Here is a 13771-nt window from a genome sequence, read left to right as displayed (position 1 = left end):
CCGCTGCCGCTACGCGATCACCTGCACCGCCGCGATCGACGGATCGGCCGCCCGCAGCGCCGCCAGCAGCCGCGGCTGCAGATGCGTCATCACATATGAGGCGTGAAACCGCGTCGGCGCGGCCAGGGTGATCCGGCCGTCCTCCAGCCCCGCCTCGGTCAGCGGATGGAACCAGGCGCCATAGCTGGCCGCATCCTGCGCCAGAAGCCGGGCCTGCGCCTCGGCCCAGGTCGAGCCATCGGCCACCGGCTGCGGGGCTGCCACCGCGCGCAGAGGCACCACATTCGAGGCGGCCGAGGCGGCGGGCTCGGTCTCGGCCTGCCCGCCCAGCCGCGCCACGAAATCCGGCCCGATCCGCGGCCAGGCGGGGCGGGTGTCTTCCAGCATCCGCTCCAGATCCAGCCCATAGACGCTGACCCGTCCGCGGGCGCCCTGGCGTTTCTGCACCAGCCAGCCCTGCGCCCGCAGCCGCGCCATCTCGCGCTTGACCGTGCGTTCGTCGACCGACCACAGCCGGGCGATCTCGGCCTGGCCGACCGACAGCTCGTCGCGCTGCCAGTTGTAGCGGCTGGTGATCAGCGCCATGATCCGCAGGACCAGCCGCTGCACATGCTTGTCCTGGGCCAGGGCAAAGGCCATCAGCGCCGAAAGGATATCATACTTCCGGGACGCCGCCTCGCGGCCGACGGGCCGGGGAAGCTGCATGGGGTTCTCCTGTCGCCTCTGCCGGGGGGACCGGCCTGCCTCTGGTCCGACCATTCGCAGGGGGCGCTGCGGAGCCGAACTCAACGTTCTTGTTTGCTTGTCCGCCATTAACGTCCGCCGTTTCGATTCTGTCAAGATCGACCTGCAGATCTGCCGACCCCTGCCCCAACCATTTCGAATCTGAAATGGGTTCAATGGTATTGGGGGACGGCTTGTCTGTCCCGTAATCGGACAGAAATGTCCCCCAATATGCTGCGGGGCGCCCGGGCATGTCCCCCAATATGCGGCGTGCCCCCCGCAAATCCCGCGTCCGCCCCGCCTGCCGCCGCAGGCCCCCGATTCGGCCCGATTCGGCGGGCCCGGCCCGGAAATCTTCCCCGCGGGGAAGGTCTTGGCCCTTCCGCGGCGCAGGACGCTCCTGGCCTGCACATAGTCTAACTTCGCTTTTGCATTTCTGGCAAATCCGGCGTAATTCTCAAATCGACAAGAATTAACGTTGCGACCGAGGCAAAGATGTACACGCATGAAGACCTGGCCCGTATGCAGGCCCAGTCGCTGAAGATGCAGAACTGGATCCGCCAGCAGACCTTCAGCCCCGAGAACCGCAAGACGCTCCGCCGCTTCTCGTCCTGGGAAGTGTCCGAGCTGATCTTCCGGATCAACCAGTCCACCTTCCGCGGCCGGCTGGCCTCCGAGCCCGACCTTCCGGGCGGCGAGGTCGAACCCGATGGCCGCCAGCGCTGGTTCACGCTGGACGAGATCAACGAGCTGCGGCGCAAGATGAAGATCAACCGCAAGTCGCTGATGCCCCCCCGCCCCGCCGGCAAGCGCGCCTTCCGCGCCGCCGTCGCCAACTTCAAGGGCGGCGCCGGCAAGTCGACCGTGGCGCTGCACCTCGCGCATGCGGCCGCGCTGGACGGCTACCGCATCCTTGTCGTCGACTTCGACCCCCAGGCCACGCTGTCGCATTCCATGGGCCTGACCGATGTGGCCGAGGATTATACGGTCTGGGGCATCATGGCCCGCGACCTGATCCGCGAGACCGACCGGATGAACGCCGGCACCGCGACCGGCGCCGCCTCGGGCACCGCCCTGCCCCGCCGGCAGATCCCGGCCTCGATCCGCGACCTGGGCCTGGGCGAGCTGCGCCATGCCGACTTCATCAAGCCCACCGCCTGGTCGACGATCGACATCATCCCCTCCTGCGCCAACGCGGCCTTCGTCGAATTCGCCAGCGCCCAGTACCGGCACCTGAACCCGGAATGGTCCTTCTTCGCCGCCGTGTCGCGCTATCTCGACGGGCTGGCCGATGACGATTACGACCTGATCCTGTTCGATTGCCCGCCCGCCATCGGCTACCAGTCGATGAACGCGGTCTTCGCGGCAGACATGCTCTATATCCCCTCAGGCCCCGGCTATTGGGAATACGATTCGACCACCTCCTTCATCGGCCAGCTGGCCGAGGCGCTGGCCGACCTGTCGGGCTTCGGGTCAACCTTCCCCGCGGGGAAGATCGCCCTGCCCAAGGCCTTTACCGATATCCGCTTCCTGATGACCCGCTACGAGCCGGGCAATGACCTGCATCGCGCGATGTTCGAAGCCTTCCGCAAGGTCTTTGGCGATCATGTGGCCGAACACCCGATCGAGATGACCCGCGCGGTCGAACAATCGGGCCGCTTCCTCGCCTCGGTCTATGAGATCGACTATCGGGAGATGACGCGGGAAACCTGGCGGCGGGCGCGGGCCAGCTTTGATCGCGCCTATGAGGAATTCAAGGCCAGCACCGTCGCGGCCTGGGACAAGATCTGAAAGGGGCCGCGCCATGAGCAAGAAGCGCCGGATGTTCGACATCGACCTGCCCGAGGATGCCGCGCCCGAGCAGACCTTCCCCGCGGGGAAGCCCACAGATCCGCCCGCCCGCCGCGGGCCCATGGCCTCGGCCATCGCGGAAACCGTCGATACGGTGCGCGAACGCGCCGGGATCGAGGCGGCGATCCGTGCCGAAAATGACGCGCTGGCGCATGAACACATGCGCCTGAAGCGGCTGGGTCTGGTGCTGGAGCCGGTGGCGCTGGACCTGATCGACATGAAAAAGCTGGTGCGCGACCGCAAGAAGGGCCCGGATTTCGAGCTGAAAGAGCTGACCGATTCGATCCGCGATCTGGGCCTGTCGAACCCGATCCGGGTGGAAGCGCGGGCCGATGGCCGGTTCGAACTGGTGCAGGGTTATCGCCGGCTGTCGGCCTATCGGGCGCTGCTGGAAGAGACCGGCGATGCCGAACGCTACGGCGCCATCCCGGCCGCCGTCAGCCCGCCGGGCGAGGGGCTGGATGCGCTGTATCGCCGGATGGTCGACGAGAACCTGGTCCGCAAGGACATTTCCTTTGCCGAAATGGCGCAGCTGGCCGCCGATTACGCCGCCGATCCGATCGTGGGCAACAATGATCCCGACAAGGCGGTGGCGATCCTGTTCCGCTCGGCCGGCTACCAGAAGCGCAGCTATATCCGCGCCTTCCTGCCGCTGGTGCAGCGCCTGGGCCGCGACCTGGCCTATATCGAGGAAATCCCCCGCCGCCTGGGCCTGGCGCTGGCCAAGCGGCTGGAGGAAGACGAAGGTTTCGCGCCAGCGCTGCGGGCCGAGCTGAAGCGGCATGACAACCGCTCGGTCCAGGACGAACTGGCGCTGTTGCGGCGGATGCTGGGGCAGGGCGACGACGAGGAGGCGCCGGTCGCCGCCGCCGCGCCATCGCAGTCCGCGGCGCCGCGTCCGGGCCGCGCCAAGACCAGCTTTCAGTTCGACCGTCGCACGGGCCGGGCGAAGTGCGTGGCGGCGGTGGGCAAGCTGGAAATCCAGATCGACCGCGATTTCACCACCATCGACCGGCGGCGGCTGGAACAGGCGGTGCGGCTGATGCTGGATCAGCTGGACGATTGATCTTCCCCGCGGGGAAGACCGTCAGCCCAGCAGATCGGCGGCGGGATTCTCGCTGAACTCGACATCGGCGTAATATTTCTGGGCCTGCACCGCTGATCGGTGCAGGCTTAATTTCATCGCGGCGGCCAGGGGCGCGCCATCCAGCGCCGCCTGGGTCAGAAAGCCCGCGCGCAGCCCATGCGGGGTGGCGTAATCTTCCGGCAGGCCGGCCAGCGCCAGACGGTGGCGCAGGATCGGGCGCAGCGCATCGGGGGCAAGCCGGCGGTCCAGCACCCGGTCGGCCTTTGACACCGGCCGGAACAGCGGCCCTTCGCGCAGGCCCGTGACGTCAAGCCATTGCATCAGCGCCTGGGCGGCGCGGCCCTTCAGCGGCAGGCGCGGGGCCTGATCCTTGCGGGTGGTCTTGGTCTCCAGCAGGCGGACCCACAGCAGCCCGCGGGCCGCGAAATCGCCGCGGCCGATGTCGTCGACCGACAGCGCCGTCACCTCGGACCGGCGGCGGCCGCCACTGGCGAAGGCCAGCATCAACAGCGCGCGGTCGCGCAGGCCGCGGTGGCTGTCATCGCAGCTGGCCAGCAGCGCCTCCAGCACCGGGCGGGTGATCGGGCGCGGCGATCTGGGCCGGCGCGGTGCGGCATTGGCCCGGCGGGCCTTCTGGCGGGCCTGTTGCACCAGCGGTGCCGCGAAGGGAGAGGCAAGGCCGCGCATCCGGTGGAAGGCCTGCCAGCTGGCGATGCGGCGGTCCAGCGTGGCCGGGGCCGGGCAGGCCAGGCTCAGCCGCAGGCCAAGGGCGATCAGGCCCCGGGCGCAGTCCTGCGCCGGGCCGGGCCGATCGGTCAGGTCCTGGGCATGGTCCAGCACGAAGCGCAGGGCGACGCGGTCTTCTTCGGGCCAGGCCAGCGGGCGGCCGAAGGCGGCCATCTTCCAGGCGGCGATATAGGCCAGGTCGCGCTCCCAGGCGCGCAGCGTGTTGGGGGGCGTGCCGCGGCGGTACAGATCGGTCAGCGCGGCCTCGTCGGCCTCGGACAGCTGGGCGAAGGCGGGCAGGATCGGCAGGCTCATGTCGGGGCGGCTCTGCTGGGGGCGTGCGATGCGGGTCGGGGCCGCGCAACGGCGGCGAAACGGGGGTAGGATCGGCGCAGGATGGCCCCCGGGCGGGCGAAAGGCAACAGTCCTGATAAGGCAAAATTATCGTGACTAATGGTGCCGCCGGTGGAACTTGCCAGTGTGCGTTTGTTTCCCGATTTCAATTGAAGCGGTTAGCTGAAACCTGAGCGGTCAGGTTGCAGCTTGGCATTCAGCAAAGGCGTGTCGGACGGGCAGGGGGCTTACAGGCCTGCGGCTTTGGTCAGGTTCACCCGGAACCTGTCGCGGCGCCGCTGATATCGGCGGGTCATCTCTGCGCTGGCATGACCGAGCTGCTTTTGAACATAGCGCTCATCAACTTCCGCGCTGCTGGCAAGGCCTGCACGCAGAGAATGGCCAGAGAACAGCCGCACGCGCTCGGCCTCCGGCAGATCAGGGCGTAGCCCGGCCTCGCGGGCGCAGGTCTTGATCAGCCGGGCGACATGCTTGTCCGACAACCGCTCCGCGGTGGCCTTCAGCCCGTTGCGGGATACCGCGACGAAGAGAGGGCCGAAGTCGATCCTTGCATAATGCAGCCACTGCGTCAGGGCATGCACCGGGCAGGTCTGTTCCGATGACCCGCGGGCGATCTCGACCTCGCGCCAGCCGGTCTTCCCGCGCAGGGTAACCAGAATGCCATCCTCCAGTATCTCGATCCAGCCGCCGCTATCGGGCGTGTCGTCCTTGCCGTGGTCAAGAGAGACAATCTCGGACCGCCTTAGGCCACCGGCAAAGCCGATCAGCAGGATCGCCCGGTCGCGAAGGCCGCGCAGGTCGTGGGGCAGGGTGGCCAGCATGTCGCGCAGGTCTTCGGGCAGGATCGCCTCTTTCTGTGCGGGCGGACGGGCGTGCTTGCGACGGATCCCGGCCAGGACGCTACCGATGTGGCGGTCCTTGCGGTCAAGGCGTTCCCCGCGCTGCGTGTAGCCCCAGGCAAGGCCCGAGAGGCGGCGTTCGATGGACGACACCGAAAGGGCAGGGGTCTTTCCTCCCGGCGCCGCCAGATCGGCGATGTAGAGGCCGATCAGTTGCGGAGACGCGGGCAGGGGATCGGTCCCGCGCATCCGGCACCAGCGGGCGAAATGGGCCCAGTCCTTTCCATAGGCCTTCAGCGTATTCTCGGAGGCCGCAGCCCTGGCATAGCCCCGCGCGGTTTCCACCAGCCGGTCAAGCGCTCCGGAGCTGGCAACGTGGGAAGGCAGGGCGAGGGCCGCATCTTCGGATGCCCCGCTCTCGTCCCGTTCATGGGGATCCACGTCCTCTGGCTGCCCTGAAGGCGATTTCCGGTGCGTTTCGGTCATGCCTTTGAGCATACTTCCTGTATGTCTGATAATGCAAACTTATTGGACATTGCCGAGAAATGACAGGCGCGGCGGATCTGATGTATAATTGTGGTTCAAAGCGCCGATAGCTGCTAAGGTTCCGGCATGGTCTCTGCCCCGAAATCCTCTTTGCCTTCCTTAACTCCTTCGGCTATGCCGCGCTGGGTTCGGCAGGGCGTCGGTCGTGATGATGTTGAAACCGCGATGTTTTCTGCCGGGGCAGCCCTTGCTGTGCTGGATCCGATTGCGCGGTCCGACGACCCGGTCGGCATCCTTTGGCGCAAGCGGCTGGCGCTTTCGGCCGCAGCGGCCGTTTCCCGGCAGGAAGGGCGCCGTGAAGGCGAAGCCGAACTCCGCGATGCCTTCGCCCTGCGCAGACCCGGCGACGATCCCGGCCCCGCGGGGCGGATGCTGATCGGCTGGCGTGCGCTGGGAGAGGCGCGGGCGCTGCGTTCGGCAGATTGGCCCGCACGTCTGCCCGGCTTCTTCGATTTGCCGCCCGGGCCAAGCGCCAAGATCCTGCACGACCTCGGCGCGCGCCTTGCTGGCCGTACGCCGCCGCTGCGCTTTGCTGCTGAAGCCGGGCGCGAGGGTCTTGCCCTTGGTCCGGCCGGTCGCGGTTTGGCGCTTTGGTTGGCGGATGCGCTGTTGGCCCGGGCGCTTGGCTGGGAGCGACCGGTCCCGCTGCTTGCGGCCCATCTGCCGCGGGCAGAATTCCGGCTGGAGGGCGAGGCATGGCTTGCGGCCTGCGCGCGGGCCTGGGGCAGGGGGGCCGTCGCAGCGGTAGATCTTCACGCCGATCTGACCCGCCGGGCCAATGCCTTGCGCGCGGCACATCTGCGACGGCCGGGAAAGGACGCGGCCGCCACCCTTGCCGCAGTTTTGACCGAGGATGCGCTGGCGGCCCAGGCGGGGGCCGCGACCAGCGACCGTGCGGCGCGGCGGCTGTTTGAGCGGCTGACCTCACTGGGCCTGGTGCGCGAGTTGACCGGACGGCCGACCTTCCGGCTTTACGGGCTTTGACGATGGCACAGAAATCATCCGAACCGCTGGACACCGAACTGGCCGATCTGCCGCCGGCCCTGCGCTGGCGCGAATGGATGGCGCGGGTCGAGGCAGTGCTGTTTGCGTCCTCCGATCCGGTCGGGCGCGACGTCCTGGCCCGTGTGGTCGGCCGGGATTGTGCGCTTGATCTGCTGATCGAGGATATTTCTGCCGAACTTGCGAGTCGTCCCTACGAGATCGCGCGCCTTGCGGGCGGTTGGCAGTTCCGGACCAGGCCAGAGCATGCCGCCGCGATCCGCACCGCGCGGAAGGACGGCGATGCCATGCGCGATCTGACCCGGAACGAAGCCCTTGTGCTGACCATCATCGCCTATATGCAGCCGGTGACCCGTGGCGCGATCGCGCGCCTGACGGGCCGCGAGGTCAGCCGCGATCTGATCGCGCGCCTGCACCGTCAGGCCCTGATCGCCCGCGGCCCGCGCAGCCCCGAGCCGGGCGCGCCCTACACCTATGTCACCACGCCGGGGTTTCTGGTGCAGTTCGGGCTGGAAACGCTGCGCGACTTGCCCGACTTCGAGGCGCTGGAAGATGCGGGTTTGCTGAGGCCCGCGACAGACCCCGCGCTGGATCTGCCGATTGTGGGCGATTAGCGCATGGACGCAGACCCTTGAGACATTGCCCCCAATGTCACGCCGGCCTGACGGATCCTTGCGGCCGATGGATCAACCCGTCCCGCCGTCCCGCGCCGCGCGGGACCATCGCGCCGGCAGAGGCCGAGGCAAATCCGGCGCGGTTCAAGATGGTCACGCGTTCGGCGGAGGGACGGGGCCGGAGACCTGTCAGCCCCCGGTCATCTGCGCGAAATGCGCCATCATCCTTTCCGGATCCGGCTCTTGCCCGGTGAACAGGCGAAAGGCCGCGGCGGCCTGGAACACTGCCATGCCGCCGCCGTGCAGCACCCGGCAGCCGCGCGCGCGCGCCGCTGTCAGCAGGGCGGTTTCCAGCGGGAAATAGACGATCTCGGCCACCCAGTGCCGGGCGGTCAGCAGTCCGGGGTCCACGGGCAGGCCGGGATGAGCTTCCATCCCCATGGGTGTCGCGTTGATCAGCCCGTCAACCTGCGCCATCGCGCTGGCCAGATAGGGCGTTGCAACGGCGGGGGTGGCGCCTGTCCGCGCGTTCAGATCGGCGGCCAGCGCCTCTGCCCGGGCGAGGTCGGCGTCGTGAAGCCACAGCCGCTCGACGCCAAGCCGAAGGCAGGCATGGGCCACGGCGGCGCCCGCGCCGCCTGTTCCCACCAGAAGCACATTGCGGAAGGCCACATCAGGCAGGCCGCGGCGGAAGCTTTCGGCAAAGCCCGACCAATCGGTATTGTGCCCGATCCGGCACCCGTCGCGGAACAGCACCGTATTCACCGCGCCCAGCTGGGCTGCATCTTCGGACAGCTCATTCAGCAGCGGGATCACCCGCTGTTTGCAGGGATGGGTGATGTTCACGCCGGCAAACCCCTGTGCCTCGGCCGCGGCGAGAAGCTCGGGCAAGGCCTCGGGCCCCAGGCCGCGCGCGGTCAGGTCGATCAGCTCATAGCTCAGCGAAAGGCCCTGCGCCCGCGCCTCCTGCATATGCAGAAGCGGCGATTTGGACTGTTGGATGCCTGCGCCGATCAGGCCGACGCGGATTTGCCCCGGCATGATCTTAGCCGATCAGGTCCAGAAGGGCCCGAACGGCGACCGGGTAGCCGCGCGGGCCCAGCCCGGCGACCACTGCCGTCACGACGGGCGACATCAGAGACCGGTGATAGACCGCCTCGCGCGCATGGATATTCGAGATGTGAAGCTCGATCTTCGGCGCGGGGTACATCTTCAGCGCGTCCATCACCGGCACCGAGGTGAAGGTCAGCCCGGCCGGATTGATGATCAGACCGGCGGCCTTGGCGTCGATCGCCTCATGCACCCAGTCGATCAGCTGGAATTCGGCATTGGTCTGGCGGAATTCCACCGAGTGATCGCCTGCCGCCGCACGCGACCAGGCCTCGACCTCGGCCAGGGTCGTATGGCCGTAGATTTCGGGTTCGCGCTTGCCAAGGCGGTTCAGGTTGGGGCCGTTCAGGATGTAGATGGTCATTTCGGTCACCAAAGGTCAGCCGGCATAGCCCGCCATGCGGGGCAGCCAAAGCACGAGGTCAGGGAAGAAGGTGATCAGTCCAAGGCAGAGGACCATCCAGCCCAGGAAGGGCAGGCAGTCGCGGATGATGTCCCTCATCGGAGAGCCGGAGATATTCGTCATGATGAACAGCAAAAGCCCATAGGGCGGCGTGACCAGCCCCAGCATGATGTTCACGACCACGACCACGCCGAAATGCACCAGATCGATGCCAAGTGCTTGCGCGGCCGGGATGAAAACCGGAACGATGATCAGAAGAACCGCCGTTCCTTCCAGCACGCAGCCAAGGATCAGCAGGATCGCGTTCACCAGCAGCAGGAATTGCAGCGTCGACAGCTCCCATCCCTGCAGCAGGACACGCAGGGTTTCGGGGATGTTCTCGACGGTGACGACGTAATTGAAGACCAGCGCCCCGCCGATCATCATCCCGATCGAAGCCGAGGTCTTGGCCGAGATCAGGACGGCATTGTAGCCCTCGCGCCAGGTCAGGCTGCGGTAGATCACGGTAGAGACCAGCACCGCATAGGCGGCGGCCAGGGCGGCGGCCTCGGTGGGCGTGGTCACGCCGCTGTAGATGCAGCCCAAAAGGATGACGGGCATCAACAGCGTCGGGAAAGCCGCCCAGGTGACGCGGGGGATTTCCCGCATCGCGACACGCTCTTCCACCGGGAAATTGTGGCGCCGTGCGTCCCAGGCCACCTGCGCCATCTGCATCGCGGTCATCAGAAGGCCGGGCACGACGCCGGCAAGGAACAGATAGCCGATCGAGGCGTCGGAGACGAGCGCATATACCACCATCGGGATCGAAGGCGGCAGGATCGGCCCGACCACCGATGTCACCGCCGTCAGGGCCGCCGTATAGGACGGCGTATAGCGGTTGTCGCGCGTCATCATGTTCTGCATCATGCGGCCCGATCCTGCCGCATCGGCGATGGCCGATCCGGACATGCCCGCGAAGATCAGCGATTGCACGACATTCACCTGCGCCAGACCGCCGCGCATATGCCCGACCAGCACGTTGCAGAACCGCAAGAGCCGTTCGGTCATGGAGCCAGAATTCATGATCTCGGCCGCGAAGATGAACAGCGGCACCGCAAGGATGATGTAGTTGGAATACATCCCGTTCAGGAACTGCTCGGCTGCGGTGCCCATATCCATGCCGGACATCCACAGATAGCCGATCGATCCCACGATCATCGACAGGCCGATGGGCAGACCCAGCAGCGCCAGCCCGGTGATGGCAAGAATAGTCAGCGAAAAGGGGCTCGTCAGGGTCATACGCCGGAACTCGCCTTGGTGGGGTCGTAGGCCTCGGGACCGCGGCCATAGATGGCGCGAAAGCCGACCCAAAGATGACGGAGGATCATGGCCGCCGCGAAGACGACATAGATCGAGTAGAGCCAGTCGAACCGGATGCGCAGATAGGCCGACTTCTCTACCTTCATGAAGGTGACGTAATCCCAGGTTGCGGGCATCGACCAGACCAGGGCCGCCACGGTGACGACCGCCGTGATCAGCGCGAAGGCTCGGCGTGTGCGGGCGCCCACGACGGAATAGACCAGATCAAAACGCATCTCTTCAGAGTCGCGGATGACGAAGGCGCCGCCGAACAGCACCAGCCAGATCCACAGCACCACGCTGACCTCATGGGTCCAGCCCATGGGCAGGTTCAGCACGTAGCGCGACACGATCTGCAGCAGGAACACCAGAAACATGGCCAGAAGCATCAGGACCATCACGTCCTCGGCGCGGCGGCGCAGCCACGCGGAAAGCCTTGCAAGGGGCATGGGCGACCTCGGAAATTTGGGCGCGCGCGGCCCCGGTGCAGGGGCCGCGCCGAGTGCAGCGGATCAGAGAGCGGTAATCCGGTCGACCAGCCCCTCGGGCCAGTCCTTGGCCAGGTCGGATTCGAGATAGGCCTTCTGCACATGGGCGCGGAACACCTCGACATCGGGTGTGTAGACGTCCAGCCCCCGCTCGGCCATGGTCTTGGCCAGATCCGCTTCGCGCTTCACATGCTCGGCGGTCGAGAAGGCGATCGCCTCATCCGCGGCTTTCTGGACCGCAGCTTTCTGATCGTCCGACAAGGCGGCCCAGACCTGACCGGAAAGGGTCAGCAGGTCAAAAGCGACAAGGTGCGAGGTCAGGACGATTTGCTTCATCACCTCATAGAACTTCATGTTCTCGACATTGGGCAGCGGATTGTCCTGCCCGTCGATCGCCCCGGTCTGAAGGCCGGTATAGACCTCGGCATAGGCCATGGGCGTCGGGTTCGCACCAAGCGCCTGACCCAGGAACTGCCAGGCCTCACCGCCGGGCATCCGCAGCTTGATCCCGGCCATATCTTCGGGGGTGCTGATTTTCTTGGTGGTGGAAAGGCCAACCTGGCGGGTGCCATAGAAGGTTGGCCCAAGGATCTTGATCCCCAGCTGCTCCTCGGCCATGGCCTTCATCTCGGTGCCGGCGTCGCTGGCAAAGAAGGCGGTCAGATGTGCCGAGTCGCGGAACAGATAGCCCGAGGTCAGCGCCGACCACGCGGGCACCTGATTGGACAGGTCCTGAGGCGCGATGTTCGACATCTCCAGATTGCCGCGCTGAAGGGCGACCAGTTCGGTTCCCTGCTTGAACAGCACCCCGCCATAGAACCCTTCATAGGCAAAGCCGGGGCCGATGCCTTCGGCGAATTTCTTCATCATCTCGGCCCGGATGTCCTGTTCCGAGAACACGGCAGAGAACCGGATCTTCACCGGGTCCTGTGCATGGGCAATACGGGACACGAAGGGCGTCGCCAGAACGGCAGTCCCAAGGGCGGCAAAGCTGCGCCGCGTGACTTTGATGGTCATATATTCCTCCCTGAACGGCGATACCGCTCTCCCCAGCGGCCGGCCTGAGAGAAGACTGCCATCGGATCTTTCTTCGATCAACCATTGATTCATCTTTCATATGAGATTTTCAAAACCACCATATGATATGCCGATGCACGTGCATCTTGCGCTTCTGCAGGGGTTCAGCTTCACTGCGGGCAGGAGGACGGAAGATGATCGCGGCACGGGCCCCCGGCGACCCACCGGGCGAGATGACCTACAGGCGTCTGCGGGAGGATATCCTGTTCGGCCGCCTGCACCCGGGCGGCAAGCTGCGGCTGGAACGGCTGCGCGACGAGTATGATGTCAGCGTGACCACCCTGCGCGAGGTTTTGGCCCGTCTGGTGGCCGAGGGGCTGATCCTGTTCGAGCCGCAGAAGGGCTTCGAGGTCGCCCCGATCTCGGCCCGCGATCTGCGCGAGATTTCCGATATGCGCATCCTGTTGGAATGCCATGCCGTCGGCCCGTCTTTCGCCGCGGGAGATCTGGAATGGGAGGCCGCGGTCGTGGGCACGCATCACAAGCTGGCCCGGATGGAGGCGCGGATGCTGGCGGGGGACCGCAGCGATACGGCCCGCTGGAAACGCTATGACCGAGAATTCCACGTCGCGCTGATCTCGGCCTGCGGATCGGCCGAGCTGCTGGCCACGCATGAGCGGATCTTCGACCGTTTCCTGCGCTATCAGGTTCTCTTGGTGATGTTCCGTGGCACGGTGGCGGCGCAGGAACATGATGCCCTGCTGGCCGCGGCCCTGGACCGCGACGCCGACCGTGCCCGGGCCGTGCTGACCGCGCATATCGGCGCCTGCGTCGACTATACGACGCAGAACGGCTTGTTCCGCACGACTTCGGGAGCGGCGGCATGATCGCGCTTCCGCCGCAGCCGGAGACCGCCGAAGGCATGGGCCGGGAAACCGTGGGCGCCACCATCTATCAGCGGCTGCGCAGCGATATCATCATGGGCCGCCTGCGCCCGGGCCAGCGGCTGCGGCTGGACCAGCTGAAAGAGGATTACGCCGCAGGCGCCAGCACATTGCGCGAGGCTTTGTCGCGGCTGACAGCGGATGGGTTCGTGCTGGCCGAGGGGCAGCGCGGCTTTGAAGTGTCGCCGATTTCGGCCGAGGGTCTGCATGAGATTGCCGCCTTGCGCCTGTTGATCGAGGAACATGGGCTGGCGCTGAGCTTTGCGCAGGGCACGCTGGAATGGGAGGCGGAGGTAATCGCCGCGCATCACCGGCTGGAAAGCCACGAATTGCGGCTTGAGGCCGGGGATGCCTCGGAAATCACCGCCTGGCGCAAATGCGACTGGCAGTTCCATCAGGCGCTGATCGCGGCCTGCGGATCGCGGGTGCTGATGCAGACACATGCCGAGGTTTTCGACAAATATCTGCGCTATCAGATGATCGCGCTGGCTTTCCGGCCGGCCGCCTCGCGCCCCGAACATCAGGCGCTGAAAGAGGCGGCGCTGGCGCGGGATGTGCCGGGGGCGGTGGCGCTTTTGCGCCGTCACCTGCAGGGCGGCCTGGATCAGGCGCTGGCGCTTGGCGTTTTCGGCCCGACCCCTGCAAGATAGCCAATCGGAACGCGTCAGCGACGCGGCCGGTGGCGCAACCCGCGCCAAACCGGGCTGCAGGGGCTCGGGTCGCGGCTTT

Annotated in this window: 14 protein-coding genes; 6 read left to right on the top strand and 8 right to left on the bottom strand. The window is 66.5% G+C overall.

Annotation, left to right across the window (positions count from 1 at the left end; all coding sequences use genetic code 11):
• Positions 1-9: 9 nt before the first annotated feature.
• Positions 10-705, bottom strand: a complete 696-nt coding sequence (locus K1Y73_RS00610) for a DnaA N-terminal domain-containing protein (RefSeq protein ID WP_225025968.1) — start codon at positions 703-705, stop codon at positions 10-12.
• Between the two features lie 513 nt (positions 706-1218).
• Here K1Y73_RS00610 and K1Y73_RS00605 point away from each other — a divergent pair.
• Positions 1219-2514: an AAA family ATPase gene (locus K1Y73_RS00605; protein ID WP_225025967.1), complete on the top strand. Its 1296-nt coding sequence runs from the start codon at positions 1219-1221 to the stop codon at positions 2512-2514.
• 13 nt (positions 2515-2527) lie between these two features.
• A complete protein-coding gene (locus K1Y73_RS00600) occupies positions 2528-3640 on the top strand; it encodes a ParB/RepB/Spo0J family partition protein (protein ID WP_225025966.1) in 1113 nt (370 codons plus the stop codon).
• Between the two features lie 21 nt (positions 3641-3661).
• Here K1Y73_RS00600 and K1Y73_RS00595 read toward each other — a convergent pair whose 3' ends face one another.
• Positions 3662-4702: a tyrosine-type recombinase/integrase gene (locus tag K1Y73_RS00595; RefSeq protein WP_225025965.1), complete on the bottom strand. Its 1041-nt coding sequence runs from the start codon at positions 4700-4702 to the stop codon at positions 3662-3664.
• A 266-nt stretch (positions 4703-4968) separates the two neighbouring features.
• Positions 4969-6066, bottom strand: coding sequence for a tyrosine-type recombinase/integrase (locus tag K1Y73_RS00590; protein ID WP_451923577.1), 1098 nt, complete (start codon positions 6064-6066; stop codon positions 4969-4971).
• Between the two features lie 126 nt (positions 6067-6192).
• Between K1Y73_RS00590 and K1Y73_RS00585 the strand changes: the two genes are divergently transcribed.
• Both K1Y73_RS00585 and scpB read left to right on the top strand, forming a co-directional pair.
• Positions 6193-7110, top strand: coding sequence for a DUF1403 family protein (locus K1Y73_RS00585; protein ID WP_225025963.1), 918 nt, complete (start codon positions 6193-6195; stop codon positions 7108-7110).
• Between the two features lie 2 nt (positions 7111-7112).
• Positions 7113-7742 (top strand): SMC-Scp complex subunit ScpB, encoded by a 630-nt coding sequence (gene scpB / locus K1Y73_RS00580; protein WP_225025962.1) that lies wholly within the window; start codon positions 7113-7115, stop codon positions 7740-7742.
• A gap of 189 nt (positions 7743-7931) precedes the next feature.
• Here scpB and K1Y73_RS00575 read toward each other — a convergent pair whose 3' ends face one another.
• From K1Y73_RS00575 to dctP, 5 genes are all read right to left on the bottom strand, one after another.
• The gene (locus K1Y73_RS00575; RefSeq protein WP_225025961.1) at positions 7932-8783 is read right to left on the bottom strand and encodes a shikimate dehydrogenase; all 852 of its coding nucleotides are present in this window, start codon (positions 8781-8783) and stop codon (positions 7932-7934) included.
• A gap of 4 nt (positions 8784-8787) precedes the next feature.
• Positions 8788-9216, bottom strand: a complete 429-nt coding sequence (locus K1Y73_RS00570; RefSeq protein WP_225025960.1) for a type II 3-dehydroquinate dehydratase — start codon at positions 9214-9216, stop codon at positions 8788-8790.
• 15 nt (positions 9217-9231) lie between these two features.
• Positions 9232-10533 carry a TRAP transporter large permease gene (locus K1Y73_RS00565; RefSeq protein WP_225025959.1) on the bottom strand — a complete coding sequence of 434 codons (1302 nt, stop codon included), beginning with the start codon at positions 10531-10533 and terminating at the stop codon, positions 9232-9234.
• Complete coding sequence (locus K1Y73_RS00560) at positions 10530-11042, bottom strand: TRAP transporter small permease (protein ID WP_225025958.1); 513 nt, start codon at positions 11040-11042, stop codon at positions 10530-10532. The genes K1Y73_RS00565 and K1Y73_RS00560 overlap by 4 nt, the downstream gene beginning before the upstream one ends.
• A 63-nt stretch (positions 11043-11105) precedes the next feature.
• Entirely contained in the window at positions 11106-12098 is a 993-nt protein-coding gene (dctP, locus tag K1Y73_RS00555; RefSeq protein WP_225025957.1) for a TRAP transporter substrate-binding protein DctP, read from the bottom strand.
• A 194-nt stretch (positions 12099-12292) separates the two neighbouring features.
• Between dctP and K1Y73_RS00550 the strand changes: the two genes are divergently transcribed.
• Positions 12293-12985: a GntR family transcriptional regulator gene (locus K1Y73_RS00550; RefSeq protein ID WP_225025956.1), complete on the top strand. Its 693-nt coding sequence runs from the start codon at positions 12293-12295 to the stop codon at positions 12983-12985.
• Positions 12982-13692 carry a GntR family transcriptional regulator gene (locus K1Y73_RS00545; protein ID WP_225025955.1) on the top strand — a complete coding sequence of 237 codons (711 nt, stop codon included), beginning with the start codon at positions 12982-12984 and terminating at the stop codon, positions 13690-13692. Before K1Y73_RS00550 ends, K1Y73_RS00545 begins: the two co-directional genes overlap by 4 nt.
• The last annotated feature ends 79 nt before the right edge of the window (positions 13693-13771 follow it).

Origin of the sequence: Xinfangfangia pollutisoli (assembly GCF_020179405.1) — a bacterium.
Lineage (GTDB): Bacteria > Pseudomonadota > Alphaproteobacteria > Rhodobacterales > Rhodobacteraceae > Pseudogemmobacter > Pseudogemmobacter pollutisoli.
Note: the sequence above shows the minus strand (reverse complement) of the source record. Positions and strands in the feature narration are given on the sequence as shown.

Excerpts from the sequence above, each read along its gene's own strand:
- K1Y73_RS00610 (WP_225025968.1), bottom strand. The coding sequence starts at position 705 with ATGCAGCTTCCCCGGCCCGTCGGCCGCGAGGCGGCGTCCCGGAAGTAT.
- K1Y73_RS00605 (WP_225025967.1), top strand. The coding sequence starts at position 1,219 with ATGTACACGCATGAAGACCTGGCCCGTATGCAGGCCCAGTCGCTGAAG.
- K1Y73_RS00600 (WP_225025966.1), top strand. The coding sequence starts at position 2,528 with ATGAGCAAGAAGCGCCGGATGTTCGACATCGACCTGCCCGAGGATGCC.
- K1Y73_RS00595 (WP_225025965.1), bottom strand. The coding sequence starts at position 4,702 with ATGAGCCTGCCGATCCTGCCCGCCTTCGCCCAGCTGTCCGAGGCCGAC.
- K1Y73_RS00590 (WP_451923577.1), bottom strand. The coding sequence starts at position 6,066 with ATGACCGAAACGCACCGGAAATCGCCTTCAGGGCAGCCAGAGGACGTG.
- K1Y73_RS00585 (WP_225025963.1), top strand. The coding sequence starts at position 6,193 with ATGGTCTCTGCCCCGAAATCCTCTTTGCCTTCCTTAACTCCTTCGGCT.
- scpB (WP_225025962.1), top strand. The coding sequence starts at position 7,113 with ATGGCACAGAAATCATCCGAACCGCTGGACACCGAACTGGCCGATCTG.
- K1Y73_RS00575 (WP_225025961.1), bottom strand. The coding sequence starts at position 8,783 with ATGCCGGGGCAAATCCGCGTCGGCCTGATCGGCGCAGGCATCCAACAG.
- K1Y73_RS00570 (WP_225025960.1), bottom strand. The coding sequence starts at position 9,216 with ATGACCATCTACATCCTGAACGGCCCCAACCTGAACCGCCTTGGCAAG.
- K1Y73_RS00565 (WP_225025959.1), bottom strand. The coding sequence starts at position 10,533 with ATGACCCTGACGAGCCCCTTTTCGCTGACTATTCTTGCCATCACCGGG.
- K1Y73_RS00560 (WP_225025958.1), bottom strand. The coding sequence starts at position 11,042 with ATGCCCCTTGCAAGGCTTTCCGCGTGGCTGCGCCGCCGCGCCGAGGAC.
- dctP (WP_225025957.1), bottom strand. The coding sequence starts at position 12,098 with ATGACCATCAAAGTCACGCGGCGCAGCTTTGCCGCCCTTGGGACTGCC.
- K1Y73_RS00550 (WP_225025956.1), top strand. The coding sequence starts at position 12,293 with ATGATCGCGGCACGGGCCCCCGGCGACCCACCGGGCGAGATGACCTAC.
- K1Y73_RS00545 (WP_225025955.1), top strand. The coding sequence starts at position 12,982 with ATGATCGCGCTTCCGCCGCAGCCGGAGACCGCCGAAGGCATGGGCCGG.